We start from the raw sequence: 26,779 nt of genomic DNA on the forward strand, positions 1-26,779 counted from the left end.
ATGCGCGCCAGGTACTCTTTGTCAGCCCAAAGAGTACCCAGAAATGCTTTTTTATTCTTTGGTGTGGTCCGGGCCGGTTGTAGGCGCTCCCGGCGCCAACAACCTAAAAATTCGTCCTGAATTTTTCCCTGATTTTGTACCATCACTATACGTTACCAAGTCGTCGTTACCGTGACAGGCGGGAATCCATGCGGCGAGTGCGATTCTATGGCTTCTTTGTGCTGGGTAAGTGACGGATTTCACTTTTCTTACAAGCTTATGCGTCACTGATTTTTTCGGTAAGTCATGACATAGGAGAAAATCAAATAATATCAATTGGGTCGTATCAGATGATTGCGTAAGATATACGACAGGGTTATGTGACAAGTTGTCATATATAAAATGTTATGTGGTTCACCAATAGTGATACAACTCAGAATACAATAATAAAAATAAGTATATGCTTATTTTTTTCAACAGGGACAGGTAGTTGGCGTATGGGAAATGTTATTTCGACACTTTTTAGTTGGGCATTTATGAGTTTGTGGCTTCTATTGCCACTGGGTTGGGTCTACTGGCTTTGGGTAGCAGTAAAAATTGGCGGTTTTGCGATGTTTGCATTGGCGTTGTTTCCGGTTACTTCACCAATAGCAGCGATTCTGGGCGGTTGGTCATTTTTATTCGGGTTGCCTGATTGGGTTGTTAGTGTCTTCATATCGTAGTATCAGACAGCATCACATAACAAGCAACTATGGCGTCTATCATTAAAATCATGTTGATTTTGCATCCCATAAGACGCCATCGCGCAACATAGAATTTAGGATGATAACCATCTTTCTGACGTATGTAATGATGGCTACTTTTTTCGGTTTTCCTTCAGCCAGAAGTCGTTGATAGGCTCCTCTAAAAACAGGGTTACACAGCATGGCGGAGATCCTAGCCATAAACAAACGGTCCTGACCTGAGCTCGGCCGATTTGATCCGGACGAAGCGCGTTGATGGACGGGTGGCAGCTGTACAAATAGCGACGGCATCATTGAGATCGTTTTGGCCCCATCATGAAAGGTGCCACAGGCTTCCATCCCGATAATGGCTGGCGGCATATTGGCAAATATCGAGAGAACTTTTGAGCGTGATATTGTTTTGTGAATCAATATCTTGCCTTTGTGATCTTCACCGCAGATACTGAAGCTATGTTTGGCTAAATCAATACCATAGACAAATTGTGACATGGTGGCCTCCGGTAATTTCGTAGACTGACTTACCAAGTGTGGCAACCCCTGATGATGAGGGGGAGTCCATGTCATTCGTATAGCTCTGGTCAGATCCGCACTCCCAAAGGTTAATCACTACGTTAATCACGTATAGTTTGCTATCCATACGTTAATTGCGTACACTTTGTTTATGAAAAGTGTATTTGTTGAATCAACCATATTTGAAAAGTACCGAAGTGACTATCTCAGCGACGAGGAGTTTCGACTGTTCCAAGCTGAACTTATGTCGAACCCGAAGCAAGGGGATGTCATTCAAGGCACAGGTGGTTTGCGGAAAATTCGAGTTGCAAGTAAAGGTAAGGGAAAGGGAAAGCGTGGTGGCTCACGTGTTATCTATTACTTCCTCGACGAAAAGCGACGTTTCTACTTGCTGACTATTTACGGCAAAAATGAGATGTCAGACTTAACCGTAGATCAAAAGAAACAGTTAAAGGCTTTTATGGAGGCGTGGCGCAATGAGCAATCGTGACCTATTTGCAGAATTAAGTTCAGCTCTTGTTGAAGCGAAAGAGCATTCAGAGGGTAAAGTGACTCTGAAAACTCACCAATTTAATGACATCAGCGAGTTAAATATCTCGCCTGAAGAAATTGTCAGTATTCGTGAGCAGTTTAATATGTCTCGCGGTGTGTTTGCTCGTTTGCTACATACATCATCACGAACATTAGAGAACTGGGAGCAGGGGCGTAGCACGCCAAATGGGCAAGCTGTTACGCTTCTAAAGTTGGTACAACGTCACCCAGAAACTCTGTCGCACATAGCAGAGCTATAACAAGAGACTATGGCGTCAATAACTAATTCTTGGCGCTGTTTTCATCCCACATGAGAGCGTCAGATTATGCAAGGTTTGGGACTGTTGCTCTACATTCAGTCAGTTTATTGGCATGGATGCCATGACCCTGATGACCCGACGTGGTTGCGGTCCCTCGTTGATTAGAAGGCATCGAAAGTGCCCACCGCATTATCAGGTTTTCACACAAAAGGTCTGAACCTTAAATCATCATTGGCGTATGACCGATCTTAGCTAGTTCTCGGGCCCGGTAATGGGAGGCACCACAGGCTTCCATCCCGATAATGGCTGGTGGGATATTCGTAAATGTCTAGAGAACTTTTGAACGCGTTATTGTTTTGTGGATCAATACCTTGCCTTGGTGATCCTTGCCTTGGATACTGAAGCTATATTTGGCTAAATCAATGCCATAAATAGAATGTGACTTGGTGGCCTCCGGTAGTTACAAGATAAGACGTACAAAGTGTGGCAAAACCTGATGAGGGGGAGTCCATGTCATTCGTTATGTATATATGGAGATTATGGTGCAAGATTTTGAATATCCAAGAGTTACTGAATTAGATCTCTTGGTGGCAGAGCTAATGTTCCCTATTTTGGTCGAGGTCGCTCCAACAGGTGATACTTTGGGTTATAAGCAGTTATCCGACTTGATAAAAGCACGTAATCCTAATGTGGACGCTATCAATACCCTACATCATCGTCATATTGGACGCAGGCTCGGTACTATTTGGTCATTTACAAAAGGACAAGGCTGTCCCCATATTGGTTCTATCGTAGTGAGTCAGTCAGACGGTGAATGCGGGCGAGGAATAGCATCTATCGTAACTGACTTAGAGCTTGAGAGAGATAAAGTTAAGCAGTTTGACTGGTCAACAGTTGAGTTTGGTTTTAATTCTTATATTGCCAAAGCTAAGGTTCATAAAAAGGAACTAGAAACTTCTCGAAAAAAACTTAGCTACGATGAAGCTAAAACTCGATTTTTTGAGTATTGGAAGTCGATAAAAGATGAAGTACCTCTAACTTCCACTCAAGCTCAGAGTATAAGAAATGCAATGATCCAGCATGTCTGTAATGGTTTTTTTCCTGAAGAAGCTTTATCAATTGAACTTCGTCAATTATCTGGTGATAACCTTCCTGAAAGTTCCTTTGTGTATCTTGGTGAATACATTAATTCTGTCACAAGACAATCAATTTTCGACCAAATAAAAATAGGCTATACAACGAATGTTGAGAAGAGGGCATTCGCTTTGGGTGGTGGGGTAAACGGCCCACTAGAATTCTCTATTATAAAGTTTTGGGAATTTTCTGGCGTATCAGCATATGCGATTGAACAAGAACTTCATCTTTACCTCAAAGATATGAGGATGAAAGGTGAATTCTTTCACAATGAAGGAAATTTAGCATTTGAATTAGTCGAAGAATATGTCGCTAAAAACCATTCAGCATCATTGAAAAATGGTTTAGTTGATCAATGTAAAATATGAAAACAACAAACAACTATGGCGTTAATCATTAAATTAGGGCCGTTTTTTCTTCCTATTGAATGCCATCTCGAATCATCGCATTGAGGATGACAGTCATCTTTCTTACGCCAACTATATGGCTGGCATCATGGTCATATACAAAACTGTCCCTACCTGAGCTCGGCCGCTTTGTATTTACCAGGGACTTTTATAACGTCCACTTTCCCGATTTATAGGTGCTACATCGACTAACGCGGCGGCTTATTTTATTCACAACCCCAGGGAAAAATTCAGGACGAATTTTTAGGCTGTCGGCGCCGGGAGCGCCTACAACCGGCCCGGCCCACAGCAAAGAACAAAAAGGGGCTTTCTGGTTACTCTTTGCACCCACAAAGAGTAACTGGCGCGCATCAGCCAATGTTAAGTGAACCACCAAACTCAAGCGCGACATACTTACTCAGCCTTAGAAATCGTACTAGCGTATGGATTCCCGCTTGTCGCGGAAGTGAAGTGTAACCCTCCCCGAAAAACATGTCGCTAGTAATTAGAGCTTTTCCGTTTACACTGAAATAAACGGAGAACGCATGATGAAAAAATCACGCTACACAGAAACACAGATCGTGAAGATCCTGAAGGAAGTGGAGGCTGGCCGTAAGGTCAACGAAGTCTGTCGTGAATACGGTATCTCTGACGCTACCTATTACAACTGGAAATCGAAATATGGTGGTATGGAAGCGTCCGATGTGAAGCGGCTGAAAGAGCTTGAAGATGAAAATCGCCGACTCAAGCAGATGTTCGCTGACCTCAGCCTTGAGCATCGTATTGTGAAAGATATTCTGGAAAAAAAGCTGTAAAGCCAGCGGTTAAACGCGAACTCGTGGAGTATGTTCGTCAGCAATTTCGGGTCAGTCTCAGAATGGCCTGCCGCGCAGTTGGCATCAGTGATTCTGTCTATCGATATCAACCAGACCCTCATCGAGATGATGAGGTCATCGCCAAGTTGCAAGAAGCCGTAGAGCGATATCCTGCTTATGGTTTTGGCAAGTTATTTAAAGTTCTCAGACGCTGGGGATATCCATGGAACCACAAGCGCGTTTACCGTGTTTACTGCTCACTCAAGCTCAATATGAGGCGCAAAGGAAAAAAGCGGTTACCGAAACGGGAGCCAGTCCCGCTGGCACGTCCTGACGGGGTGAACTGCTGTTGGTCGATTGATTTTATGAGTGACGCTCTGGCTTGCGGCAGACGTTTTCGTACGTTTAATGTTGTCGATGATTTTAACCGCGAAGTGTTAGCCATCGAAGTGGACTTAAATTTACCAGCCCCAAGAGTCATCCGGGTTTTGGAGCGTATCACAGCGTGGCGCGGGATGCCCGGCAAACTCAGGATGGATAATGGTCCAGAATTTATCTCCACAGCGTTAGCCGAATGGGCCGAAGAAAATCGAGTTGAACTTGAATTTATTCGACCAGGAAAACCCACTGAGAACTCATATATTGAGCGCTTTAATCGAACCTATCGCACAGAACTTCTCGATATGTACGTTTTTAAAACGCTGAGTGAAGTTCGAGAGTTAACCGAACAATGGATGAAGGAATATAACGATGAACGCCCTCATGATGCCCTGGATGATCTGACCCCGTGGGAATACTTAGCAAGGTACGAAAGCAGGAAAAACTCTAATTTAGGCTGCCATTAAAGTAGGGAGGGTTACAGAAGGATAAATTTTCCCAGTTCCCCAAAGCCAAAACCTTTCCCCCAACCGTCTATGCTTATAACTTAAGGACAAGAAAACAGACAGCTTTTTTCAGAGTGTGTAGACTGGCATGCATGGGACGTCTGACTGTCAGGAGGAGAGATGAAGGTCTTAGTTGCGGGGGGAAATTCGGTGCTCGGGCGTCATGTGGTCCGGCACCTGATCGATCACGGTTATCAGGTATTTGCGCTCAGTCAGCACCCTGAGCAGGATAACCCGCTGGCCATCCCGCTTGCGCTGCAGGATGAATACATGGCCGGAAAGTTTGATGCCGTGATTTGCTGTGCCAGACCTGTCATGGCACCTTATGCGCAGGAAAAGCAGCCACCGGATTTCTCTGAACTGATGGAGAGCCTTGAACGTTTTGCAAAACCGGATGCGACAAAGCTGTATACATCGGGTATCGAAGTGTTTGGGTGCGCCGATGAATGTTCACCTGTTGAACTCAAGTTTGAGCCCCTGTCGGCGGCTGAAAAAGATGTGCCTGTGCTGCAAGAAGCCATCAAACTGGGCTGGACGCCGGTGTTTGTGCCGACGCTGGTATACGGTGGACAGGAGTGTCCGATCCATACCTCACTGAACCGTCGTGAAAGCCTTCGCATTCCTGTTTTGATCCCGTCTTCCGGTCTGTATTATGCCGCCCATCTGGATGATCTGGCCGCTTTCCACGTGACCTTAATAGAGCAGGATACACTGGCGCCGTTTTATTTTCTGGCTGAGGAAAAACGCTACAGCCCTGAAGTTCTGGCGGACATGCTGGTGAAATACGGTTGGGCAGAGGGCGTAAAATGCCTGTCGTTACCGAGTTTTCTCAAACAATACGGCGAAGAGGTGCTGGAGGTAGAAACCATGACTGTGAATGTGCCGATCAGCCCGGATTTCGAGCCGGTCAACCGCCTGTCAACCTACCTGTCACAGACGCGGATCACGCCTGCTCATGACCACCCGTAATGTTTGTTTGACCGGCACACTGAGCGATGCCAATGAGAGGTGAACACATAGACTTTTAGTGGTCTGAGATCAGTGCAACCTGAGGTACGTGCTATTGTTCCATTTGTTACTTATTGAATTGACTTGATTTATTTTTCTGCTGTCGTAGTGTGTGGGCTTTATCTGTCGCGGTTAAGAGAGGCCCCATGCGTTATCCTTCCCCACTGGTTCCCGGTTGTACGATCGCTGTCACAGCATTATCGGCAGGTGTCCCTGATACGTTTCATGCACGCCTCGATTTAGTGATTCAGGGCTTGCGTGACAGAGGGTTTAAAGTGCTGGAAGGGCATTGCTTGCGGGAAAGTGCCGACCATGTCAGCGCGCCTGCGGCTGTACGTGCCAAAGAGCTGATGGCGTTTTTGCTCGATGATCGCGTTGATGCCATTTTGCCGCCCTGGGGAGGTGAACTGGCGATGGAACTGCTGCCATTGCTCGATCTGGACATCCTGCGCCACGCCAAACCGAAATGGCTGGTTGGCTTTTCCGATATCAGTACTATCTCGTCTGTCTTAACGGCTCGCTGCGGTTGGGCCAGCCTGCATTGTGCTAATCTGATGCAGCTGCACCCTGATGTAACGGATCCGCTCAATCGTGCGATTTTTTCTTTGCTCAGCCTGCCTGCCAGTGAATCTCTGACGCTCCAGCAATCGTCTTGCTATGAGGTAGCATCGGCTAATTATGCCAAAGAACCTGAAGCATCTTTCACTTTCACTCAGCCTACACAATGGACGGTACTACCGGTCAATGATGCGGCAAAGTCGGTCGCTTTCTCTGGCCGCCTGATCGGTGGCTGCCTGGATACGATTGGTTTGCTATCGGGTACCGAATACCTGAATCTGCCGCAGATGAAAGCGCAGTATGCTCAGGATGGCCTGATTCTGTTTCTGGAAAACGCCGAGCTCTCGCCAACTGCGATGGCCCGCATGTTGATGACCATGAAGTTCAATGGGGTGTTTGATGCTGTAAACGGAGTGATATTCGGCCGGGATGGTTCGCCGCTGAGTCACGGCAAATCACTGTCACATGCACAGGTCATTGAGCAAGTACTGGGCGATCTTTCAGTACCTGTCATCCTGAACGCTGACATCGGACATCTGGCACCGAATATGCCAATCATGAATGGCGCTGTTGCAGACGTGCAAATGACGAATGGCAAGGCTTGGGTGCAGCAGACATTGAGATAAGACACAAGAGCGGCAAGTGCCTGATACTTCGCGGCTAGCCATAGCGTCTATACTCTCAGGAACGAAATGACAGCTAACAGGTAAGCCTTGATGCTATGAGAGAAGACAACATGGCCGTGCTGTATCACCATGTCCGCACGGCTTTATCCGACGAACAGTGCCGTGCCCGGTATCTTGAAGAAAAAGCGGCCCGTCTGCTTGGATTGCATTCTGCTGTCATCGCAGGGTTTACCGTTCTGGTGTTGATTGCTTCGTCTTTGTTTGTCCCGCCTCAGCATGCTATCGCCTGGCTGGCATTGATTGCTGTGACTTTGACCTATCTGGGTTTGATGTCTGCCTGGAGTTTTCTGTTTCGCCTGCTCAGGCCAGCCGATGTCTATGGTGTGCATTTACCCAACAACTGGCTGGAAGATATGAAGCAAAAAGGCGCAAATGACAACCTTCACCTGGCCGTGGTGCGCTGTTACGAAACCTGGCAACTGTTACAACAGAGTAATCAGCATAAAAACGCGCTGCTGACGAAGGCCTATCATGAAATTGTGTTCTCAGCCTGGTTAATTGCGATCTCTTTACTGCTTTTACTGGCGGCCAATTATCTGGTTGCTGATGTTTAAGCCATGGTTTTTGCCTGCAACCGGGTTGTTTTGCTGAAATTTTCGCTTAACGCAGAAAAAGTTAGTGGTAAAGTATCTGCCTGACTGAAGGCAATGATTGCCGAGTATTGTGAGCATCAGGAGGGATGATGCAGTTTGTTCATTGTACCTATGAAAAACATGGCGAAGCCATTCTGGCGATTTTCAACGATGCCATTCTGAATACCACCGCACTTTACGAATACCAGCCCCGTACGATGGACATCATGCAAACCTGGTTTGCCACCAAAACGGCCAATCAGTTTCCTGTGATTGGGATTGAAAATGATGCCGGCGAGCTGATGGGGTTTGCCAGTTACGGCACGTTTCGCGCCTGGGCTGCGTTTAAATATTCTGTCGAACACTCTGTGTACATTCATCCGCAGCATCAGGGGAAAGGCCTGGGGCGCAAGCTGATGGAGGCGCTGATTGAGGCGGCCCGTGAGCAGAATTACCATGTGCTGGTGGGGGGCATCGATTCAACAAACACCGGCAGTATTGCCTTGCATAAAAAGCTGGGATTTGAATATTCCGGCACGATCAAGCAGGCGGCCTATAAATTTGAACGCTGGTTGGATCTGGATTTCTACCAGCTGATACTGGATACGCCAGCACAGCCTGTGTCTGGCTAATCGAAGACAAAAGGACATTGGATGTTATTTAATAGCCCGCTCAGCCTCGAAAAAGCACATCGCCTGATCGAGATACTGAATCTTCATACGGACAGTCATGTGATTGATATTGGCTGTGGGGAGGGGGAGTTTTTACTTCGTCTTGCCAGCGCGACAGGCGCACATTGTCTGGGACTGGATATTTCTGAGGACTGCATTGCTGCAGCCAATGCGAAAGCAGAGGCGATGGGATTGGCTGACAGGGTGACATTTGAAGTCGCTGACGCCAACGTGTACCCGATAGCGACTCAATATGATGTGGCGATCTGTATGGGATCGACCCATGCGTTTGGTGAAGGCGATGCGGGGTATCCGGCAGCATTGACTCAAATGCAGCAATGGCTGAAACCTCAGGGGCAGCTGCTGATCGGTGAAGGCTATTGGAAGCAGCCACCGGCTCAGGCATATCTGGACTTTATCGGCGAGCCGATTGGTATCTATTACGATCACCAGGGCAACATGTCGGTCGCCGAGTCTCACGGCCTGGCCACTGTGTATGCGGCCACCAGTAATCAGGATGAGTGGGATCATTTTGAAGGTTGCTTTCGCCTGAAAGCAGAGCGGGCAGTATTAGCGAATCCTGAGGATGACAAAGCGCGTCAAAAGCGGGATGCGGTTCGTGAGTGGAACAGTTTCTATCACCAGTATGGCCGCGACACTATGGGGTTTGGTTTCTATTTGTTCATCAAGGACAAGGGTTCATCCGGATCGGCAGCTTAACTTGCCATGATGGTCAAGTGCTGATTCAGGTCAGAAACAAAGGAGAGAGGGATGACAGCGGCAGGATCACATGCTCTGGTGGTTGAAGGTGGCGCGATGCGCGGTATTTTTGCCGCCGGGGTGCTGGATGGCTTCCTTGAGCAAGACTACCGGCCATTTGATTTCTGCATCGGTGTCTCGGCCGGTTCCACCAATCTTGCGGCCTGGCTGGCAAATCAGCATGGCCGGAATTATAAAGTGATCACGGATTATTCCTGCCGCCCTGAATTTATCAGTTTGCGTAAATTCGTGCGTGGCGGGCACTGGCTGGATCTCGACTGGTTGTGGCAGATCACCATCAATGAAATCCGTTTGGATCTGGATGCTTTCGCCGCACAACCCATGCCTTTGTACGTGGTCACGACCCGAGTCTCTAGCGGAGAGGCGGTTTATACTCAAGCCACAGCAGGTAATCTGGAACAATTGCTGAAAGCCTCTTGCTCTGTGCCGGTTGCCTACCGGGATTATCCGCTGCTCAATGGCGATGCCATGACGGACGGCGGGGTAGCCGATTCCATTCCTGTCATCAAGGCCTATGACATGGGAGCCCGGGAAATCACGGTGATTTTGTCACGTCCTCTGGGCTACCGGAAAAAAACCAGCAAAGCGAGTTGGTTCCTCCGCCGCATGCTGGCAGATACCCCTGAATTGGCGCGGGTGATGATGCAGCGCGCCGACAATTACAATCAAGCCATTGCGTTTATCGAGAACCCGCCGCAAGACTGCCGTATTCATGTGATCGCACCGCCGGCAGAATTTGATGTCGGCCGCATGACCACAGACAAAAAACGGTTAGATACCGGCTATCAGATGGGCCTGGCGGCGGCACTCGCCGGGCGATAAGCCTGTTCAGATCAAACACTCAATCACGACAGGGACAGTATGATTTTTCACAATTTTGCACCGGCAACATTAGCGCAACAGTTTCAGCTTTCTCCCCAGGCGGCAGACTGCCTGTCGGCTTATTTGGTGACGTTACCAGAAGCTGAAATACCGAGCATTTCTGGTGTCAGCGCAGATTATTTCTGTGCTGACAAAGAAAACGCAGACATTTGCGCCGAACTGGTACGAAAAGGGGAAAAGCAAGCCAGCTGTAGTATGAAGTACTGGTATCAGACTGGTGGCAAGGAAGGACCAGAGCCGATGCCGCAGGTCGGCCATTTACAGGTGGTCACGGATTGGGCGGGCGTCCCGGTTGCGATCACGCAAATGACCCGGGTGACAGAAGCCCGGTTCAGCGATGTGACAGCTGAGTTTGCGGCCGCTGAAGGCGAGGGTGATAAATCGCTGCGCTGGTGGCGTAATGCCCACTGGCAGTTTTTCAGTGCTGAGTGCGAAGAGCTGGGTATTGAGATGAGCGAGGACACTGTGCTGGTCCTGGAACATTTTCGAACTGTATGGGCGAAACCTGCCTGATTTCTGTAATGAACTGCCGTAAGTTGCGCTGACATCAAGCCTGATATCAGGGGTTTACTTTTTTGCTCTGCTATCTTTATCACAGCGGCCGGCATCAGTGGCCGCCCTTATCGTCGGCCAATCTCAAAGGGTGTTTCTGATACGCGAATGAGATTGTCTGGCAAGTCAGGTGATTTGACTTCACGGCAGGGCATGCATGAAAACACACTGGTTAAATCGTTGGGAAGCGGTCAGGAGCAGTTTCTGGTTCGTCCCTGCCATGATGGTGATCATCGCCATCGGTCTGGCCCGGATTGTCGTGACCCTGGATCATCAGCTGGTGCATTTTTCTCTGACGTTGCCTGATGTCGGTTTCACGGGAGGCGCAGAGGGAGCACGCAGCGTGCTGTCGACGATTGCGGGCTCTATGGTAACGGTAGCCGGGGTGGCTTTTTCAATCACCATCGTGGCATTGACGCTGGCTTCGTCTCAGTTTGGCCCCCGCTTGCTGCGAAATTTTATGCGCGATCCCGGCAATCAGTATGTGCTTGGCACCTTCATAGCGACGTTTATCTATTGCCTGCTTGTCTTAAGCAGTGTGACCCATGCCAATGGCAATGAGTTCGTTCCCCGCATTGCGGTCAATCTGGCCTTGTTACTGGCCATGTTGAATGTCGCAGTTCTGATTTATTTCATTCACCATGTGGCTACCTCGATTCAGGCGGATAATGTCGTAAATAGCGTGTATGAGGAGCTGAATCAGTACATTGAACAATTTTTTCCAGATGAGCTTGGTGAATCTGAACCAGAACCCTTTCAGACTGATCGCAATCTAACCAGGATGTTTCATCATGTGGTCACGGCAGACAGTGAAGGTTACCTGCAAGCCCTAGACAGACAATGTTTATGTCAGCTCGCGCAGCAGTTTGATTGCCGGATTGAGCTGGGTTACCGGGCCGGGGAGTTTATCGTCAAAGATGGTTCAATCGCGGTTGTGCACTCTGATACTGAGCCGGAAGAAGATCTGGATACGCAGCTTCGCGATTGTATGATTGTGGGTAAATTGCGCACTCCGGAACAAGACCCCGAATTTGCAGTTTATCAATTGGTTGAAGTAGCCGTCAGAGCATTGTCGCCGGGTATCAATGACCCCTTTACAGCCATGACCTGCGTCGACAGACTCAGTGCAATACTTTGCTCACTGACAGGCCGGTCATTTCATTCTGCACGCTGGTTTGACGATGAGGGACAGTTGCGGCTGGAAGAACCGCCTCTGACGTTTACCGGGATACTCAATGCCGCCTTTGATCAGATTCGTCAACATGGCAAATCGGATACGGCGGTGACTATCCGGCTGCTTGAAAGCCTTAGCCGGATTGCCAGTCATTGCAGAACGAGTGAGCAGCAGCATGCTGTTCGTCGCCAGGCTGATATGATCCTGCGATCCAGTCATGATAGTCTGAATGAAGCACAGGATCTGGCTGATGTTGAACAGCGGTATCAGGCGATTCTTGATGAAATACGACAGTGCTGACTGATGTTATTTCAATGCCGATTCATTCGCCAACAGCCATTTTCGCAGTAAACCTGCCAGCTGTGCCTGTTCGTCTTTATCCAATGCCGTCAGCATCTGATGTTCATTTGCGACATGGGCCGTGACGGCTTTATCAACCAGTGCTTGCCCTTCATCTGTTAGCCATACCTTACAGCTGCGCCTGTCATCGTCACTCGGCTGACGATAGATCAATCCTCTGTCGGTCAGCTTATCCAGTCTGGCTGTCATCGCACCAGAAGACAGCATCACGGTGTGATAAAGCTGGGTGGGTGTAAGGGGTTCGCCGGCTCTGCGCAGCGAGGCCAGGATATCAAACTCGACCTGGCTCAGTCCGTAGCTTTTGAAAACAACATTGATGCTGTCTGTCATGATTCGTTGGGCACGATACATGCGGCCAATGATCCCCATCGGGGAGCAATCCAAATCTGGCCGGTGTTCCTGCCATTGAATCAATAGTTTATCGACATGATCTTGCATAGGGTCCAGCCTGTCCGTTCTTCATGAAGCCAATATAAGGCGATTAACTTTTTAAAAAAGATACTTGATTAAAAGACAAATAGCCACTAATTTATCTTTAACAAAAGATATTTTGATTGAAGATTCTTAAAGGGAAGTGAAATGAATTACCTGCTCGCGTTAATCGTCCCCATGCTGTGGGGCAGTACTTATGCTGCCGTCAGCTTGTTTCTGCAAGATATGTCACCTTACTGGGTGGCTGTGTGGCGGGCTTTACCTGCCGGACTGGTATTGCTTCTGATACGACCTAAGCTGCCACCGCTGAGCTGGAGCCGCATGACCTTGCTGAGCTTTTGCAATATTGCCGCTTTCTTTGTCTTGCTTTTTATCGCGGCTTATCGCCTGCCTGGCTCTGTCGCCGGCACTCTGGGGGCGACTATGCCGTTGCAGATGATGCTGCTACAGTGGCTGGGGGAAGGTAAAAAACCGGATCCGCGTTCTGTGGTGCTCGCCGTCCTGGGCTTAATCGGGGTGGGTTTACTGCTGAACCCGTCTGCAGATTTGGATCCGATTGGTACTCTGGCTGCTCTGGCTGGCACAGCACTGGTCTCTCAGTCTGCTCTCTGGATGAAACGCTGGCCGGTGAACGATGCACTGAGTTTTGCGGCCTGGCAACTCGTGCTGGGCGGCATCATGCTGATCCCCTTCGCATGGTTTGTCGCTGGTGCTCCGGTCGCCTTGTCTGTGGATGCTATACCCGGCCTGCTGTGGTTGGTATTGCTCAATACCGCATTTGGTTACTGGGCCTGGGTTCGCTCGGTGAAAAAACTGGGGCCGAATATGATGTCGATGTTTTCTTTCGTGAATCCTGTGACGGCGGTCTTACTGGGGATCGGACTGGTTGGCGAAAGTCTGGGGATGTTGCAGTGGGCAGGGATTGGCTTAATTTTGGTGGCCTTACTCTTCATGAGGAAACCCTCAAAGCCAGATCAGGCTGAGGCGACAACCGCCCATTGTCAGCAAGGCGATTCAGGCCCACAGTCTCTTTCCGCCCGAGAGGCACAACGCTGAGCGAATCAGTAACGTTAGAAATCGATTGGTGAAGCAGCGGCAGAGGTCGCTGCTTTCAGTTCAGCCCCAGCCGTTTGCGGTATTCTGCTTCAGTGGCGTAATCGTGCGAGTCAGCCCGATCCAGAAATACGATACCGTTTAAGTGGTCTAATTCATGCTGAAAGATCCGCGCGATGAAGCCAGATAACTCACAGCGGATTTTTTGTCCGTCAAACTGCTCGTAACCGACGCTGATTTTGGTGGATCTTGGTACCAGCGCACGTATGCCCGGGATACTCAGACAGCCTTCCCAGTCTTTTTCTTTCTCTTCGCTCATCCAGTAAATCTCAGGGTTGAGCATCAGCGTTGGCGCCATGGCCGGCGCGTGCGGATAACGGGCGTTTGGAGAAGAAGCGACAATAAAAGCACGCAGCGACTCACTGACCTGTGGTGCAGCAATTCCCACACCCTGGTGGTTGAGCATCAGAGATTCTAAGTCGGCAAAAAAGGTCGCGTATTCTTTCCATTGTTCGGTCGACAGCGCTTTGGCCTGCTGACGTAAGATTGGATTGCCTAACTGCGCGATGATCATCCTTGTTCTCCCTGAGTCGTCTATGGATGGGTTATATACCTCAACAACTTGATGATGCAGCCAGCACTGCTGCAACTTCAAGCAGGACAGGTATAGCGTTATCGGGTGTTTACTGCAAGCGTTCACTTTTTGATATTCCGGAATGACACTTTCAGACCGTGGCTAAGCAACTATGCTTATATCTGCAACCCATTTATTCACCATTTATGGGCACACCTGTAATTCACACACTTTAAGGGAGTATGAGATGGACAGAAAAGCATTTGTAGAAAAGCTCAGCGCACAGATGAAAGAGATCAATGCCGAAATCGACAAGCTGGAAGCAAAAGCACAGCACTCCAGTGCTGAGCTGAAAGAAAAATATCGCTATGAAATCCAGCAACTGAAAACCAGAAAAGCGGAGGCGGATAAAAAACTGGAGGAAGTGAAGCATGCCAGTGAAGCTGCGTGGGGGGAATTGCGCCAGGGCGCGGAAGAAGCGTTTGATTCAATGAAAAAAGCCTTCAGGGCAGCCAGAGATAAATATAAATAATTTGCCCGACTGGCATCGGGCAAATACGTTTACCGACTGACTTTTTTCAGCGCAACGGCATTCATGCAGTATCTTAGTCCGCTGGGTGCCGGGCCATCAGGAAAGACATGACCCAGATGGGCATCGCAGACAGCACAAACCGTTTCTATCCGCTGCATACCGTGCGAGGTGTCCATCAGGTAATTGATCGCATTGATCTCGACCGGTTGTGTGAAGGATGGCCAGCCTGAACCTGAGTCAAACTTTTCCCCGGCGTCAAACAGCATGTTGCCGCAACAGACGCAGGCGTACTCTCCCGGCTCGAACAATTCGCACATTTCAGACATAAACGGTCTTTCGGTGCCTTTCTGGCGCGTAATGTAATATTCATCGTCAGTCAGTTGCTGGCGCCATTCTTCTTCGCTCTTTTCAACTCGGCGGGGTGGCTTGATATCGCCTTTGGCCGCGTGTTCAATGACTTTTTCCCAGGTGAGCATGTCGTTCTCCAACGAATCAAGTATGGTGTTATAGATAGGGGCACAGGCCAAAAATTTCAAGAAAAGCGGCCATCAAAGGGAGCGCCCCGGAAAAACACAGTAATTAACCCCATTCTAAATGTGTGTTTTATATCTCCAGACTTGGCTATAATGCCGCGCTGATTCACTTTTGTATGCTGCCCACAGGTGCAATCGTAGTAAAAACCGTGAATGACGGAATTTTTAGCCAACCGGTATCTGCCTGTGAACTGGCTCGCTGGATATACTGCGCGAACACGGAGCAGAACCGGCAGAGGCTACCCGTTTGATGTATAAAAACAATGCTCTGGATTTACGATCCAGTCCGCACTGAGGAAAAACGATGACCCAATATGTAGTTTGTGCACTGTACAAGTTTGTTGCACTGGAAGATTTTGAAGCCCTTCGTGAGCCATTACAGAACCTGATGGAAGAAAATCAGGTACGCGGTACGTTACTGCTTGCGAAAGAAGGCATTAACGGCACAGTCGCCGGCAAGCGCGACAGTATTGACGCGTTGCTGGCCTGGTTTAAAGCCGATTCCCGCTTAACAGACATCGTGTACAAAGAGTCATTCGACGATCATCAGCCGTTCAACCGCTCTAAGGTGAAGCTGAAGAAAGAAATTGTGACTATGGGAGTCGAAGGGATTGATCCTCGCCATGTCGTCGGCACCTATGTGAAGCCAAAAGACTGGAACCAGCTGATTGCTGATCCTGAGGTTTTCGTCGTTGATACCCGCAATGATTATGAAATTGAAGTGGGTACTTTCAAGCACGCCGTGAATCCGAAAACAGAGACTTTCCGCGAGTTTCCGGATTATGTCAAAGAGAACCTGGACCCGGCGAAACACAAGAAAGTGGCGATGTTCTGTACCGGCGGTATCCGCTGCGAAAAATCTACTGCTTACCTGAAAGAGCAGGGCTTTGATGAGGTGTATCACCTCGAAGGCGGCATTCTGAAATATCTGGAAGAAGTGCCTGCCGAAGAGAGCCTGTGGGAAGGTGAGTGCTATGTCTTCGACGGCCGTGTGACTGTGAATCACCAGCTGGAAAAAGGCTCTTATGACATGTGTAACGCTTGCCGTTTGCCGATTACCGAGCAGGACATGCAGAGCGTACAGTTTGAAAAAGGTGTCAGCTGTCCGAAATGTTTTGATAAACATACGGACGAGCAGAAAGCCCGTTTCCGCGAGCGTGAGAAGCAGGTTCAACTGGCTGCACAACGCGGTGAACAGCACGTTGGTGGTGACGCTAAAAGTATTATCGAAGCCCGTCGGCAAGAAAAGCTGACCCGCAAGAAACAGCAACGCGAACAAGGTTAATCCCGTTCACAAGCATCAGATCCCCGGGCAGCCTTGTCCGGGGAAAGCTGGCTCGATTCAAACCCACAAAGCTTTCTTTCGACGCTATCTCAGTTACGACAATATCCCCCCCGAAAATTGGCCGCTATCTTCTGCGTGTGCAACATTTGATTACATAAATTGAGCCGGTAAATCGGCCTGAAACCGCCGCCGGTGAAACCATTTCCTGCCGGAAGGAGTCCAATAACCAAAGTCGAATGGATCAAGCAGGAGGCACTGGATGGAAACTGTCGGTCTGGGCGGAAGCTGCCATTGGTGTACTGAAGCTGTATTTCGGTCATTAAAAGGCGTTGTCGAGGTTGATCAGGGCTGGCTTTCAGCTCAGGAACACCAAGCCTTGTCTGAAGGGATTTTACTGCGGTTTGATCCCGCCAGGATTGATCTCTTCACCCTGATTCAAATCCACCTTTATACCCACAGTTGTACATCAAACCATGCTTTGCGGCACAGATATCGCTCGGCTGTCTATGCGTTCAGTCCTGACCAGCAACGTGCTGCGCAGGTTTGTCTCAAAGCCCTTCAACCTGAATTCGAACAGCCTATTTTAACGCAGGCTTTGCGTTTTGATGCGTTTGAGCCATCACGGCATGAAATTCAGGATTATTTTTACAGCAACCCGCACAAACCCTTTTGTCAGATGCGTATCAGCCCGAAGCTCAGCATTTTACTGAATCAGTTCAGTGATCAGCTTGATGATCACAAACGGCATGTGCTGGAGCAGTTGCCCGTAGAGAGCAAAGGTCGCGATATCCAGTGACAGCATAAACGGAGCAACACACGCAAAGAGCCGATGTAGTTTTTTGAGCTGCACGGCATGAAGAGGTTTTTTCATCTCATTATTGATGAAATTAATGCTTGACCTCAAGTTAACCTGAGGTTTTATCGTGGCGTTATCTCATTGAATGTTACGGAGTCATCTCATGAAAAATCTCATCGATCAGTATTTGCAGAGTCTGGGAGTGAACGAATCGAAAATCAGCCTGGCCTGGCTGCAATCGCTGTTAACAGCCCATCTGGCACGTTATCCGTTTTCCAGTGCGAATGTCATTCTGAAGCACGATTTAAGTCTGGAACCTGAAGCTTTATTAAAGCGCCTGGTCGAGCAACGCCGTGGCGGTTATTGTTTTGAGCACAACAAGGTCGTCTTTCTGGTGTTGAAACAGCTCGGTTTTGATGTCCGCCCTCTGATTGGCCGTGTGATGCTGAACGGTAACCCGGACAATGGCCGTTCGCACCGTTTAACCTTACTCACTTTGCAGGATAAGCAGTACCTGATTGATGCCGGATTCGGCGTTATGAATCCAAGACAGATCATTGCTCTGGATACCAACCAGCCTCAACCTGATGTCAGATACCAGTACAGTGTGGAGTCAGACAACCGGGGCGGTATGATGGTGATGGCAACAAACCGTGATGAGGCAGTGACTTTGTATCGGTTTGATTTTGCTGAATATGTGGAATCGGACTGTAACATCGGTCATTTTTATAGCCATCAGGCACCGGAGGCGGCCTTTGTGAATCATCTGGTGGTCTCCCGGATTCTTGACAATCGGCGTTACCTGGTACGGAACCTGACCTACTTTGAATATGATGATCAGGCAGGTCAGGAAAGAGCTGTCGACATCAGCGACGCCACCATGTTGTATCAACTTCTGACCACGCAATTCAATTTACAATTAACTGAACAGGATGCTGCAACTTTGTTTTCACATCAGAAGGCGAAACTAAGTCAGCAGCAGAAGTAACGGCAGTTGCAAGTCGCAGGGGAGGCAGGACATCACATAACGCTGGCACATCGCTATCATATGTTTAGAATGGTCAGTTAGATATTCTATGTACGGCCTCAGTCAGGAGAAAAGTGTGGGCGCTATTTTGTATTACGTTCATGATCCCATGTGTAGCTGGTGCTGGGGTTATCGTCCCGCTTTTGAGCGACTTCAATCCCGGTTACCGGCTGATGTGGAAATTCGCTGTGTATTGGGCGGTCTGGCGCCCGACAGCGATCAGCCCATGCCCGAAGAGATGCAGCAGATGTTACAGCTGACCTGGCGACGGATCGCCAGCCAGTTAGGCACAGCATTTAATCATGATTTCTGGGCGCAGTGCCAGCCACGGCGGTCGACCTATCCTGCCTGCCGGGCGGTCATTGCAGCCAGGATACAGGGGCAGGAAAATGAAATGACAGAGGCGATTCAGCAGGCGTACTATCTGCGGGCCATGAATCCTTCTGATGTTGAGACGCACGTAAAGCTGGCCGCCGAACTGGGTTTGGACGTTACACGGTTTATGCAGGATATCACCAGTGCAGAGGTTGACGCATTACTTCAGGAAGACATAGCGCACACGTCAGCACTGGGTGTGTCTGGTTTTCCTTCACTGGTTCTGGAAGTGGAAGGTCAGCGCTGGCCGATTGCCGTTGCTTACCAGAATGAACTGACCACGCTCAATGATATCCACGATAAGCTCAAATGGGCTAAAGCCAAGTCGGTGATGAAAGGGTGGTTTGTGAAAAAAAGCGGATAGGATGATCAATCCTACGATGGCAGCGCAGGCTGCCGTCGCGGGTCATTGTATTAAAACGAATAGGCCAGGCCGATGCTGTACAGGCTCTGCGTTTCTTCATAAAAATCAATATTTGACGTCTGGTTATCAAACCCGGCCCGGGCAACAGCACTGGCATTTCTCCAGTTAAACGGTGCCAGATAGATCAAGGTTGCGGAAAACCCGTATTGGTTGTCTTCTCGGGTCCGGTTAAAAATGGGATGTGTGTCTTCATAGTCAATCCATGCCGTACTGGCACCCAGCATGACAACGTAGCGATTGATCTGCTGGCGGGCTGTCAGTTCAACACCATAGCGATTGTTCGCTGTTGCACTACCTTCAGCGTTGTCATCAAGATAGTGAATTTTCCACTCAATACCAAAGTGGCGGTTTAACCCCAGTTTTTGACTGAGTTCGGCATAGAGAAGATCACCTTCACGCACAAGGGCATTCTGTGCTGTTGCGCTATAGGTAGAGCCGCTGCGCTCATCGTCGATTTTGCGTTTACCTGCGGCCAGTTCCAGCGACACATTGGTTCCGGCGATGCGGTGATAGTCCAGCACGGCACCCCGGATAGAACGTTTGGTTTCTTGTCTTTGTGTACCCGTCAGAAAGGGATCGTCCCAGACTTCGTTGTCAAAAAAGCCGGGAATCACACCAATGCCCAGGCTGGATCCATCGCTCAAATACTGAGTCAGCCCGGCCTGCATATAAAAACTGCTTGCCATGCCACCCAGTGCCGATTTGAAATACAGCGCAGTATTTGGGGTCACACCCAGCTGCAAATCCCACATGGGCACGGGCAAAGTTTTTTCTTCGTCCGTGCCGGGTTCGTCCAGCGAACTGAGTACGGATGATTGCTCGGTACTCAGGTGAGAGTCGTTCTTAAACCAGCCCAGGTTAATACTGACATTACCTGACAGGCCGGGCTTGACAGCACTCTGAGCTGAAACGGAAAATGCAGACAGTGTCCCCAAAATGAGCACTGTCTGTCGAAACGTTCGTAGCATGGCCACTTCCTGTGAAAAGCATGGGTTAATGTTTCTTTTTGTTACGTTTTTTGGTCTTCATTTTATAAAGATCCAAACGTCGATGCTTTAGGTTAGTGACAGAGCCTTCGTTGTGCAATAGTTTTAGTTTCGATAAGTCGACATCAGCGAAAATAATCATTTCGGTATTGGCATTGGCTTCCGTAATGATGGCATCATGCGGAAAATACACGTCAGACGGGGAAAACACCGCAGACTGGGCATATTGGATATCGACATTATCGACCCGGGGCAAGTTACCCACGCTGCCACCCAGCGCCACATAACATTCGTTTTCAATGGCTCGCGCCTGGCCGCATATCCGTACCCGCAGATAGCCGTTTTTGGTATCCGTCCAGAAAGGAACGAACAGAATCTGCACACCCTGATCAGCTAACAGCCGGCCCAGTTCAGGAAACTCCACATCGTAGCAAATCAGAATACCAATCCGACCGGCATCCGTTTCAAAGACTTTGACTTTATCACCACCGTCTATCACCCAGTCTCTGACTTCGTGCGGGGTAATGTGAATTTTATACTGTTCGTCAATATCGCCGTCTCTGTGCAGCAGGTATGACACGTTATACAGCTTGTCACCTTTCAGGTAGGGCATACTGCCGGCAATGATGTTGATGTTATACGTGACAGCCAGCTGAGAGAAACGGTGGCGGATTTCCTCCGTAAACTGGCTGAGATAGCGAATGGCCTCAACCGAATCTTTGTCTCTGGCTAACCCCATCAGCGGCGCATTGAAAAATTCTGGGAACAATGCAAAGTCGGACTGATATTTGGAGAGCGAAGACACAAAAAACTCGGCCTGGTTCATCAGGTCGTCGACCGACACGACCCGACGCATGTGCCACTGCACAATACCCAGCCTGATCAGTGTCTTTTCGGTTTGATGGATGGAGATATCTTCTTCGTAGAAAATATTGTCCCATTCAAGCAGCGTGGCATAGCCTTTGGATTTGGCATCTTCCGGCAGGTAGCGGTTCATCAGACGCTTGACGTCGAAGTCATTCGACAGTTGAAATGAAAGGATCGGATCGTGAATTTCGCGGCGTTTAACTTTGGCAATATACTCAGACACGTGCATTTCATCCGCGTATTTGTGGTAGCCCGGAATTCGTCCGCCGGCAAGAATGGCTTTCAGGTTATTGGCCCGGCAAAGTTCTTTACGGGCTTCGTATAGGCGGCGCCCTAAGCGAAGCCCGCGATAATCCGGGTGGACGAACACATCCAGTCCGTACAGTGCATCCCCATCCGGGTTGTGGCAGGCCACATTGTTGGCATCGACGATATCCAGATAGGTGTGGTTCAGCGAATAGCGGTTGTAGCTGACTTTAATGGTCAGCGCCGCAGCGATGATTTTTCCCTTGTCTTCTATACAGATTTGTCCGTCGGGAAAATGTTTGACCAAACCCTGAATCGTGGACTTTGGCCAGGCACCCCCCACATCAGGAAAGACCAGATCTTCCAATGCAGCAAGTTGCTTAAAGTCGGAAGGCTCAATGGTGCGCAGATTTAATAAAGTGCTGTTGTTCTCATCCATAACTTATTGTTTTTCATTGTTGAAACCAGTGCTATAAAGTATGGAACATCCGTTAGGATTCGCCAGTGAACCGTATCCTGACAGTGAGTGAACACAATTTTATTCCGGTTAGGCCATACTTTAGGTCTGATTCTTCATTCATATCACTGCGCTTGGAGGAAATATGAAAGTGAATGTTTTACGTCGCTATGTTTCAGTGTGTGCCCTTGTGGTGTCCATCGGCCTGCTGCCTGGCATGGTCAGTGCGGCCCATCATGAAAAAGAAGACGCTGCCACATCGGCTGAACAGGTGAATCAAGAAACGCAGGATTTGCTGGAGTCACTGAAAAACTACTCCGTGGAGCAAAAAGACGAAGCCATGAAGGCAACGAAAGAAGGCATCGACAGCCTGGATAAACATATTGAACAATTGCAAACCCAGATCGAAAAGGACTGGGACAATATGGATCAGGCTGCCCGCGAGAAATCCAGAGAAAGCCTCAAATCGATGCAGGAACAGCGAGTGAAACTGGCTGAATGGTACGGCAGCATGAAAAGCAGCTCAGCTGATGCCTGGGATCATGTCAAAGAAGGCTTTTCCGGTGCTTATGACAGCCTGAGTGATGCATGGCAAAAAGCCAGCGAAGAATTTTCGAAAGAAGAACCAGATACCAAAGAATAAAGACGAGCGCTGCGCCTCTTTTCAGAGGCGCACTTGTTTCTGCCATCGACAGCACGTTTTCTGCAGTGATCAGCCATGGACATGGCCAGTCTGGGTTGAAAGCTTGTGATTGATATGAGAAAGTGTGTCCGTTGTGGTCATCGGCGAGTTTTCACCGATTGAACCCGCTTCGTATAACCCCACTGATAGGGTGTGGGGGTCTCTACCAGAATCCGTAAAATTCTGATTACGAAGAGTGAAGCCGATTAATCGCTTTTCTCTTTGTGATGGTCTGAATTACCCGTTCTCCTTTGCTGCAGAAAAGCTGTTAATCATCCCAGTCAACGTATTGAGAATCTGATTAAGAGCACCTGATGACATCCTTTATTACTGGTTTACCCAAGGTCGAATTACACCTGCATATTGAAGGCTCGCTGGAACCTGAGCTGATGTTTGCCCTGGCTGAAAGAAACAAGATCGCGATTCCGTTTCATTCCCCTGATGAAGTGCGAGCTGCCTATCAATTCCATAACCTGCAATCATTTCTGGATATTTATTATCAGGGCGCGAACGTACTGATTCACGAGCAGGACTTTTACGATTTAACCTGGGCCTACCTGTTGCGCTGTAAAGCTGATCATGTGGTACACACAGAGATCTTCTTTGATCCGCAAACTCACACCGAGCGTGGGATTGCCTTTGAGACTGTGGTGAATGGAATACATCGCGCACTGAAGCAGGGCAGGGAAACGCTGGGGATTTCCAGCCAGCTGATCATGTGTTTTCTGCGCCATCTCGATCAGGAGTCGGCGTTTGTCACGCTCAATCAGGCGCTGGCGCATAAAGATAAAATCGTAGGTGTGGGGCTGGATTCCTCGGAGCTGGGCAATCCGCCGGAAAAATTCAAAGCCGTCTTTCAGCAAGCGCTGGCGGAAGGTTTTCTGACCGTGGCCCACGCTGGCGAGGAAGGGCCGTCGGAAAATATCACTCATACTCTGGATCTGCTGGGGGCGATGCGGGTGGATCACGGCGTCCGTTGTGTTGAAGATCCTGCGCTGGTTGAGCGTTTAGTGCAGGCACAGGTGCCTTTAACTGTGTGCCCGCTGTCGAATTTAAAGCTCAAAGTGTTTGAGGAGATGAAAGACCACAATATTGTCGAGCTGTTACGTAAAGGTCTGTGTGTCACCATCAATTCTGACGATCCGGCGTATTTCGGTGGCTATATGACTGCGAATTTCCAGGCGGTGGCCGATGCACATCCCATGACGCAGGAAGAGATCGCCCAGTTTACCCTCAATGCAATTCAGGCCAGTTTCATCAGTGTTGAAGAAAAGCAACGTCTGACGAGAATGACACAGGATTACCTGGCAAGCGCAAAGCTAACGGACAGTAACAATAGGTAATACAAGGGTTGCCAAGCAGCTCCCTGCACTGTGAATACAGCGGGAGGGAGCCGCTTTTCAATCAGCGGACTAACTCGCCGGATAACCAGTCTAATATTGCTCGCAGTTTCTCATCACTCAGGTTGAGCAGGTTGTCGCCAACATACCATTCCAGGAACGACTGATCTGCCAGTGCCGCTTGTTGCGGATTGCCCAGCCAGATCTGCTGCTCTGTTGCCAGCTTGTCGCGAATGGCAATGGCCTGTTCGGCGCTGACTGGCAGATACAGGTGCAGCATATTGGCTTGCGGTGCGGCCGGGTTTGGCGTGAACAGCGGGTAGTCTTCTAAGATGCGGTAGAGCTGCTGAGTGCGTTCAAACAAGGCCGGCATCAGTGCCAGTCGCTGGTCGAACTGCATCGCCGCGGAAACTGCATACGGTGTGCGATGATAGACATTGCCACCCTGGCGTTGCATCCAGAGGCGAGCCTTTTCAATGAATGCGCTATCGCCCAGCAGCATCGAGCCGCCCAATCCGCCAATGCCTTTGTATAAAGAGACATAAGCTGTATCGAACCCGTTTGCAATTTCGCTGTACTCGCGGCCATACCAGGCTTTGGCTTCCCACAATCGGGCGCCGTCCATGTGCAGATGAATCCCCTGCTCACGACAATGGGCTTTGATTGCGTTTAAGTCTTCCCATTCAGGCAACTGCCCGCCAATTTCGCGCATCGGCAATTCATAGAGTACGGCAGCAATCTCATCCGGCCATGCTTGCAGATCGGCCATAGACCAGGTTTGATACGGGTTACCGACAGGCAGAACGGTAAAGCGTTGCTGCAGCAGATAGCCCTGTGCTTCATGCAGATAAATATGACTGGAAGGATGCATGGCCACAACAGGGTTTTTGCGTGCCATACAGGCCAGTTGCAGCGCAGTCGGTTGGGTCATCGTCCCGGAGATCACGAACAGGCCTGCTTCGTAGCCCAGCAGATCGGCGACTTTGGCTTCAAACTCCTGCAGATCATTGCCCTGACCGTAAATATCATGGTTGATCTGATTGTCCTGACACCAGTCTGCCATTTGCCGGAAGATGTCGGCCGGCGACATTTCACGGTTGCCGGGGACAGACAAAGTGCATTGAGAGCGTAATTCCGTGCTCATAAAAATCCTTGAATTAAGTCACTTCATTTTAATTTGTCATCAGGAGTTTATGTTGGTCAATTTCAGTGCGCAACCAATTTCAGCGCGAGTTACGATAGTGCTCCGGTCTGGAGGGCTTGTTTGCCTGTTTAGTATTCAAAACGGGAAAACTCGGTTTCAATTGATGCATACAGCTCTGATATCCAAGCCGGGGATGTCTCCGGTACCGGGCGGATCGGGTTTTTGCGCGGATCATGGGGGGCAATCACCACTTCGACATTGTTTTTGCCGATCTTACCGACCAGCGTAAATAATTCTTCGACTGCGCTGTCGCCGATAGCCAGGCAACCAATGGAGTCGGCTTTACCATGAATGAAAATATTGGATCCCGGTGATTGCCGGCCTTCAAGCGCGGCGTATTTCAGATCGAAGTCGTTGGGATAATTCAGTTTCATCGACAAATGGAAACGACTGTTCGGATTAAGACCGATAATTTTGTAGATGCCCTCCGGTACCTGGCGGTCGCCTTCTTTGAGTTTTGGTCCCGCTTTACCGCTCGCAGCCGTGACAGGGTAACTGTATACAAAATGCCGCTCACCTTTTTGATTAAATGCCCACAGCTCGAGCGCTTTTTCTTCTTTCAGGCCAAGCAGGGCAATTTTTGCCGGCGGATAGCTGACATTTGCCTGGCGAAATCTGTATTTCAGACGCATTTCAGACAACTGGCCATAAGTGGCCAGCACGTCATCAACAGTGCGCTTCCCCAGTGTAGAGGGGGCGACGGTTGTAGAAATGGACTGTCCATGAGCATGATTGAACATCAGCAAAGATCCAACAGCAAAGATGGCTGAAACAGTGAAAGTGCGCATAAATCCCCAACGTCATCATGAGTCCATAAACGAAAAATCTTGATTAGGTTATCAGCAGGTGGCTGCCAATGTGTCAGGTCACAACGGCTGGAAAGTAAAATCCTCAATCACGCCATTGATGTCTGCATTCAACTCATAATCAAGATGCATATTCCCTTTTTGCTCATAGAAGCTGATTCGGTAACCCTTGTCGTCGTGACTATTCGCCACACGGTAATTACTGGTGACTCGGGTATTGATTGCATCGCCCCGGACAATGCCATTCACGGCCGGGGACGTCGCAACAATGTAAGTCAGCTGGTTTTCTTCTAAGCTATTGAATTTTATATATGAATAGGTTTTCTTTTTGACCAGTTGCCCATTTTCCAGAATATTGCCGTTGCGCTCTGAAAAATAATAGCCGTTCAGGTTAACTGTAGACTCAAACCCGATCTCGGGATCCGGCTGGCCTATAGATGCACAGCCTGATAACGATGAGAGAAGAATGATTGATAGTGCCTTTTTCATACTCACCTTGATTCTTATAATGATGAAAAGGGGTTAGCAACCCCAACCAATGACAGTATCTAATGGCGTCAGAACACTGGGCGTCATTAACTGGTGATTGCAAAATGACAGCAAAGCAGAAGCTATAAACGGCGTATTGGTATCAGGACAAAGACACGACGGACAAGAGACAGTGAAATAGCGGGC

The 26,779-nt window shown here is 49.0% G+C and carries 29 protein-coding genes, 1 pseudogene and 1 riboswitch; of the genes and pseudogenes, 21 read left to right on the forward strand and 9 right to left on the reverse strand.

Annotation, left to right across the window (positions count from 1 at the left end; all coding sequences use genetic code 11):
- The first annotated feature begins 476 nt into the window (after window positions 1-476).
- Window positions 477-701 (forward strand): maltose ABC transporter permease, encoded by a 225-nt coding sequence (locus LN341_RS19190; protein WP_234205238.1) that lies wholly within the window; start codon window positions 477-479, stop codon window positions 699-701.
- Window positions 702-749: 48 nt separating this feature from the next.
- On the opposite strand, the pseudogene LN341_RS19195 reads toward LN341_RS19190, so the two are convergent.
- Window positions 750-967: pseudogene (locus tag LN341_RS19195) on the reverse strand (IS110 family transposase); the annotation flags it as partial.
- A 416-nt stretch (window positions 968-1,383) separates the two neighbouring features.
- Between LN341_RS19195 and LN341_RS19205 the strand changes: the two are divergent.
- The 12 genes from LN341_RS19205 (at window position 1,384) to LN341_RS19260 (ending at window position 12,425) form a co-directional block, all read left to right on the forward strand.
- Complete coding sequence (locus tag LN341_RS19205; RefSeq protein WP_234205241.1) at window positions 1,384-1,722, forward strand: type II toxin-antitoxin system RelE/ParE family toxin; 339 nt, start codon at window positions 1,384-1,386, stop codon at window positions 1,720-1,722.
- Window positions 1,709-2,023 carry a DNA-binding transcriptional regulator gene (locus tag LN341_RS19210; protein ID WP_234205242.1) on the forward strand — a complete coding sequence of 105 codons (315 nt, stop codon included), beginning with the start codon at window positions 1,709-1,711 and terminating at the stop codon, window positions 2,021-2,023. The genes LN341_RS19205 and LN341_RS19210 overlap by 14 nt, the downstream gene beginning before the upstream one ends.
- A 539-nt stretch (window positions 2,024-2,562) precedes the next feature.
- Window positions 2,563-3,525 carry a GIY-YIG nuclease family protein gene (locus LN341_RS19215; protein ID WP_234205245.1) on the forward strand — a complete coding sequence of 321 codons (963 nt, stop codon included), beginning with the start codon at window positions 2,563-2,565 and terminating at the stop codon, window positions 3,523-3,525.
- 566 nt (window positions 3,526-4,091) lie between these two features.
- Window positions 4,092-5,203, forward strand: a protein-coding gene (locus LN341_RS19220; RefSeq protein WP_234205030.1) for an IS3 family transposase whose coding sequence is annotated in 2 segments (ribosomal slippage) — window positions 4,092-4,344 and window positions 4,344-5,203 — 1,113 coding nt in all. Because the reading frame shifts where the segments join, the coding sequence is not laid out codon by codon here.
- 159 nt (window positions 5,204-5,362) lie between these two features.
- Window positions 5,363-6,211 (forward strand): NAD(P)-dependent oxidoreductase, encoded by an 849-nt coding sequence (locus LN341_RS19225; RefSeq protein ID WP_234205247.1) that lies wholly within the window; start codon window positions 5,363-5,365, stop codon window positions 6,209-6,211.
- 185 nt (window positions 6,212-6,396) lie between these two features.
- Window positions 6,397-7,434, forward strand: coding sequence for a S66 peptidase family protein (locus tag LN341_RS19230; RefSeq protein ID WP_234205249.1), 1,038 nt, complete (start codon window positions 6,397-6,399; stop codon window positions 7,432-7,434).
- A 95-nt stretch (window positions 7,435-7,529) separates the two neighbouring features.
- Window positions 7,530-8,048, forward strand: a complete 519-nt coding sequence (locus tag LN341_RS19235; RefSeq protein WP_234205251.1) for a hypothetical protein — start codon at window positions 7,530-7,532, stop codon at window positions 8,046-8,048.
- A gap of 125 nt (window positions 8,049-8,173) precedes the next feature.
- Entirely contained in the window at window positions 8,174-8,698 is a 525-nt protein-coding gene (locus LN341_RS19240; RefSeq protein WP_234205253.1) for a GNAT family N-acetyltransferase, read from the forward strand.
- 21 nt (window positions 8,699-8,719) lie between these two features.
- Window positions 8,720-9,457: a cyclopropane-fatty-acyl-phospholipid synthase family protein gene (locus LN341_RS19245; protein ID WP_234205255.1), complete on the forward strand. Its 738-nt coding sequence runs from the start codon at window positions 8,720-8,722 to the stop codon at window positions 9,455-9,457.
- A gap of 51 nt (window positions 9,458-9,508) precedes the next feature.
- Window positions 9,509-10,339 carry a patatin family protein gene (locus tag LN341_RS19250; protein ID WP_234205257.1) on the forward strand — a complete coding sequence of 277 codons (831 nt, stop codon included), beginning with the start codon at window positions 9,509-9,511 and terminating at the stop codon, window positions 10,337-10,339.
- A 39-nt stretch (window positions 10,340-10,378) separates the two neighbouring features.
- Window positions 10,379-10,912: an ASCH domain-containing protein gene (locus LN341_RS19255; RefSeq protein WP_234205259.1), complete on the forward strand. Its 534-nt coding sequence runs from the start codon at window positions 10,379-10,381 to the stop codon at window positions 10,910-10,912.
- 196 nt (window positions 10,913-11,108) lie between these two features.
- Entirely contained in the window at window positions 11,109-12,425 is a 1,317-nt protein-coding gene (locus LN341_RS19260; RefSeq protein WP_234205261.1) for a DUF2254 domain-containing protein, read from the forward strand.
- 6 nt (window positions 12,426-12,431) lie between these two features.
- Here the strand turns inward: LN341_RS19260 and LN341_RS19265 are convergent, their stop codons facing one another.
- Window positions 12,432-12,923, reverse strand: coding sequence for a MarR family winged helix-turn-helix transcriptional regulator (locus tag LN341_RS19265; protein ID WP_234205262.1), 492 nt, complete (start codon window positions 12,921-12,923; stop codon window positions 12,432-12,434).
- A gap of 141 nt (window positions 12,924-13,064) precedes the next feature.
- Here LN341_RS19265 and LN341_RS19270 point away from each other — a divergent pair, with 141 nt between their 5' ends.
- Window positions 13,065-13,973 carry a DMT family transporter gene (locus tag LN341_RS19270; protein ID WP_234205264.1) on the forward strand — a complete coding sequence of 303 codons (909 nt, stop codon included), beginning with the start codon at window positions 13,065-13,067 and terminating at the stop codon, window positions 13,971-13,973.
- A 55-nt stretch (window positions 13,974-14,028) separates the two neighbouring features.
- On the opposite strand, the gene def is transcribed toward LN341_RS19270, so the two are convergent.
- Complete coding sequence (def, locus tag LN341_RS19275) at window positions 14,029-14,544, reverse strand: peptide deformylase (protein WP_046221077.1); 516 nt, start codon at window positions 14,542-14,544, stop codon at window positions 14,029-14,031.
- Between the two features lie 247 nt (window positions 14,545-14,791).
- Between def and LN341_RS19280 the strand changes: the two genes are divergently transcribed.
- Window positions 14,792-15,076 (forward strand): hypothetical protein, encoded by a 285-nt coding sequence (locus tag LN341_RS19280; RefSeq protein ID WP_234205266.1) that lies wholly within the window; start codon window positions 14,792-14,794, stop codon window positions 15,074-15,076.
- Between the two features lie 29 nt (window positions 15,077-15,105).
- Here the strand turns inward: LN341_RS19280 and msrB are convergent, their stop codons facing one another.
- Window positions 15,106-15,552 (reverse strand): peptide-methionine (R)-S-oxide reductase MsrB, encoded by a 447-nt coding sequence (gene msrB / locus LN341_RS19285; protein WP_046221079.1) that lies wholly within the window; start codon window positions 15,550-15,552, stop codon window positions 15,106-15,108.
- Window positions 15,553-15,913: 361 nt separating this feature from the next.
- Between msrB and LN341_RS19290 the strand changes: the two genes are divergently transcribed.
- From LN341_RS19290 to LN341_RS19305, 4 genes are all read left to right on the forward strand, one after another.
- Window positions 15,914-16,894: a rhodanese-related sulfurtransferase gene (locus LN341_RS19290; RefSeq protein ID WP_046221080.1), complete on the forward strand. Its 981-nt coding sequence runs from the start codon at window positions 15,914-15,916 to the stop codon at window positions 16,892-16,894.
- Between the two features lie 259 nt (window positions 16,895-17,153).
- Window positions 17,154-17,690 (forward strand): peptide-methionine (S)-S-oxide reductase, encoded by a 537-nt coding sequence (locus LN341_RS19295; RefSeq protein ID WP_046221081.1) that lies wholly within the window; start codon window positions 17,154-17,156, stop codon window positions 17,688-17,690.
- A 163-nt stretch (window positions 17,691-17,853) separates the two neighbouring features.
- Window positions 17,854-18,678 (forward strand): arylamine N-acetyltransferase, encoded by an 825-nt coding sequence (locus LN341_RS19300; RefSeq protein ID WP_234205268.1) that lies wholly within the window; start codon window positions 17,854-17,856, stop codon window positions 18,676-18,678.
- Window positions 18,679-18,793: 115 nt separating this feature from the next.
- The gene (locus tag LN341_RS19305; protein WP_370643815.1) at window positions 18,794-19,456 is read left to right on the forward strand and encodes a DsbA family protein; all 663 of its coding nucleotides are present in this window, start codon (window positions 18,794-18,796) and stop codon (window positions 19,454-19,456) included.
- A gap of 50 nt (window positions 19,457-19,506) precedes the next feature.
- On the opposite strand, the gene LN341_RS19310 is transcribed toward LN341_RS19305, so the two are convergent.
- The gene (locus LN341_RS19310; protein ID WP_234205272.1) at window positions 19,507-20,484 is read right to left on the reverse strand and encodes a DUF2860 family protein; all 978 of its coding nucleotides are present in this window, start codon (window positions 20,482-20,484) and stop codon (window positions 19,507-19,509) included.
- Between the two features lie 25 nt (window positions 20,485-20,509).
- The gene (locus tag LN341_RS19315) at window positions 20,510-22,054 is read right to left on the reverse strand and encodes a bifunctional GNAT family N-acetyltransferase/carbon-nitrogen hydrolase family protein (protein WP_046221084.1); all 1,545 of its coding nucleotides are present in this window, start codon (window positions 22,052-22,054) and stop codon (window positions 20,510-20,512) included.
- A 163-nt stretch (window positions 22,055-22,217) separates the two neighbouring features.
- Here LN341_RS19315 and LN341_RS19320 point away from each other — a divergent pair, with 163 nt between their 5' ends.
- Window positions 22,218-22,715, forward strand: a complete 498-nt coding sequence (locus LN341_RS19320; RefSeq protein ID WP_234205274.1) for a hypothetical protein — start codon at window positions 22,218-22,220, stop codon at window positions 22,713-22,715.
- A gap of 149 nt (window positions 22,716-22,864) precedes the next feature.
- Window positions 22,865-22,964, forward strand: a riboswitch (purine riboswitch).
- 104 nt (window positions 22,965-23,068) lie between these two features.
- Window positions 23,069-24,097: an adenosine deaminase gene (locus tag LN341_RS19325; RefSeq protein WP_234205275.1), complete on the forward strand. Its 1,029-nt coding sequence runs from the start codon at window positions 23,069-23,071 to the stop codon at window positions 24,095-24,097.
- Window positions 24,098-24,158: 61 nt separating this feature from the next.
- On the opposite strand, the gene LN341_RS19330 is transcribed toward LN341_RS19325, so the two are convergent.
- The 3 genes from LN341_RS19330 to LN341_RS19340 all read right to left on the reverse strand — a co-directional run bounded on the left by LN341_RS19330 (window position 24,159) and on the right by LN341_RS19340 (window position 26,593).
- Window positions 24,159-25,238, reverse strand: a complete 1,080-nt coding sequence (locus tag LN341_RS19330; RefSeq protein ID WP_234205277.1) for a low specificity L-threonine aldolase — start codon at window positions 25,236-25,238, stop codon at window positions 24,159-24,161.
- 128 nt (window positions 25,239-25,366) lie between these two features.
- A complete protein-coding gene (locus tag LN341_RS19335) occupies window positions 25,367-26,086 on the reverse strand; it encodes a murein L,D-transpeptidase family protein (RefSeq protein ID WP_234205279.1) in 720 nt (239 codons plus the stop codon).
- 78 nt (window positions 26,087-26,164) lie between these two features.
- Window positions 26,165-26,593, reverse strand: coding sequence for a hypothetical protein (locus LN341_RS19340; protein WP_234205281.1), 429 nt, complete (start codon window positions 26,591-26,593; stop codon window positions 26,165-26,167).
- Between the last annotated feature and the right edge of the window lie 186 nt (window positions 26,594-26,779).

The sequence above is a fragment of the Photobacterium sp. TLY01 genome (genome assembly GCF_021432065.1).
GTDB lineage: Bacteria > Pseudomonadota > Gammaproteobacteria > Enterobacterales > Vibrionaceae > Photobacterium > Photobacterium halotolerans_A.

Bases quoted from the DNA above. Each gene is read 5' to 3' on its own strand.
- LN341_RS19325 (WP_234205275.1), top strand. From the start codon at position 23,069: ATGACATCCTTTATTACTGGTTTACCCAAGGTCGAATTACACCTGCAT.
- LN341_RS19205 (WP_234205241.1), top strand. From the start codon at position 1,384: ATGAAAAGTGTATTTGTTGAATCAACCATATTTGAAAAGTACCGAAGT.
- def (WP_046221077.1), bottom strand. From the start codon at position 14,544: ATGATCATCGCGCAGTTAGGCAATCCAATCTTACGTCAGCAGGCCAAA.
- LN341_RS19235 (WP_234205251.1), top strand. From the start codon at position 7,530: ATGAGAGAAGACAACATGGCCGTGCTGTATCACCATGTCCGCACGGCT.
- LN341_RS19215 (WP_234205245.1), top strand. From the start codon at position 2,563: ATGGTGCAAGATTTTGAATATCCAAGAGTTACTGAATTAGATCTCTTG.
- LN341_RS19340 (WP_234205281.1), bottom strand. From the start codon at position 26,593: ATGAAAAAGGCACTATCAATCATTCTTCTCTCATCGTTATCAGGCTGT.
- msrB (WP_046221079.1), bottom strand. From the start codon at position 15,552: ATGCTCACCTGGGAAAAAGTCATTGAACACGCGGCCAAAGGCGATATC.
- LN341_RS19260 (WP_234205261.1), top strand. From the start codon at position 11,109: ATGAAAACACACTGGTTAAATCGTTGGGAAGCGGTCAGGAGCAGTTTC.
- LN341_RS19295 (WP_046221081.1), top strand. From the start codon at position 17,154: ATGGAAACTGTCGGTCTGGGCGGAAGCTGCCATTGGTGTACTGAAGCT.
- LN341_RS19280 (WP_234205266.1), top strand. From the start codon at position 14,792: ATGGACAGAAAAGCATTTGTAGAAAAGCTCAGCGCACAGATGAAAGAG.
- LN341_RS19255 (WP_234205259.1), top strand. From the start codon at position 10,379: ATGATTTTTCACAATTTTGCACCGGCAACATTAGCGCAACAGTTTCAG.
- LN341_RS19310 (WP_234205272.1), bottom strand. From the start codon at position 20,484: ATGCTACGAACGTTTCGACAGACAGTGCTCATTTTGGGGACACTGTCT.
- LN341_RS19225 (WP_234205247.1), top strand. From the start codon at position 5,363: ATGAAGGTCTTAGTTGCGGGGGGAAATTCGGTGCTCGGGCGTCATGTG.
- LN341_RS19210 (WP_234205242.1), top strand. From the start codon at position 1,709: ATGAGCAATCGTGACCTATTTGCAGAATTAAGTTCAGCTCTTGTTGAA.
- LN341_RS19230 (WP_234205249.1), top strand. From the start codon at position 6,397: ATGCGTTATCCTTCCCCACTGGTTCCCGGTTGTACGATCGCTGTCACA.
- LN341_RS19330 (WP_234205277.1), bottom strand. From the start codon at position 25,238: ATGAGCACGGAATTACGCTCTCAATGCACTTTGTCTGTCCCCGGCAAC.
- LN341_RS19290 (WP_046221080.1), top strand. From the start codon at position 15,914: ATGACCCAATATGTAGTTTGTGCACTGTACAAGTTTGTTGCACTGGAA.
- LN341_RS19300 (WP_234205268.1), top strand. From the start codon at position 17,854: ATGAAAAATCTCATCGATCAGTATTTGCAGAGTCTGGGAGTGAACGAA.
- LN341_RS19270 (WP_234205264.1), top strand. From the start codon at position 13,065: ATGAATTACCTGCTCGCGTTAATCGTCCCCATGCTGTGGGGCAGTACT.
- LN341_RS19315 (WP_046221084.1), bottom strand. From the start codon at position 22,054: ATGGATGAGAACAACAGCACTTTATTAAATCTGCGCACCATTGAGCCT.
- LN341_RS19190 (WP_234205238.1), top strand. From the start codon at position 477: ATGGGAAATGTTATTTCGACACTTTTTAGTTGGGCATTTATGAGTTTG.
- LN341_RS19240 (WP_234205253.1), top strand. From the start codon at position 8,174: ATGATGCAGTTTGTTCATTGTACCTATGAAAAACATGGCGAAGCCATT.
- LN341_RS19265 (WP_234205262.1), bottom strand. From the start codon at position 12,923: ATGCAAGATCATGTCGATAAACTATTGATTCAATGGCAGGAACACCGG.
- LN341_RS19245 (WP_234205255.1), top strand. From the start codon at position 8,720: ATGTTATTTAATAGCCCGCTCAGCCTCGAAAAAGCACATCGCCTGATC.
- LN341_RS19335 (WP_234205279.1), bottom strand. From the start codon at position 26,086: ATGCGCACTTTCACTGTTTCAGCCATCTTTGCTGTTGGATCTTTGCTG.
- LN341_RS19250 (WP_234205257.1), top strand. From the start codon at position 9,509: ATGACAGCGGCAGGATCACATGCTCTGGTGGTTGAAGGTGGCGCGATG.
- LN341_RS19320 (WP_234205274.1), top strand. From the start codon at position 22,218: ATGAAAGTGAATGTTTTACGTCGCTATGTTTCAGTGTGTGCCCTTGTG.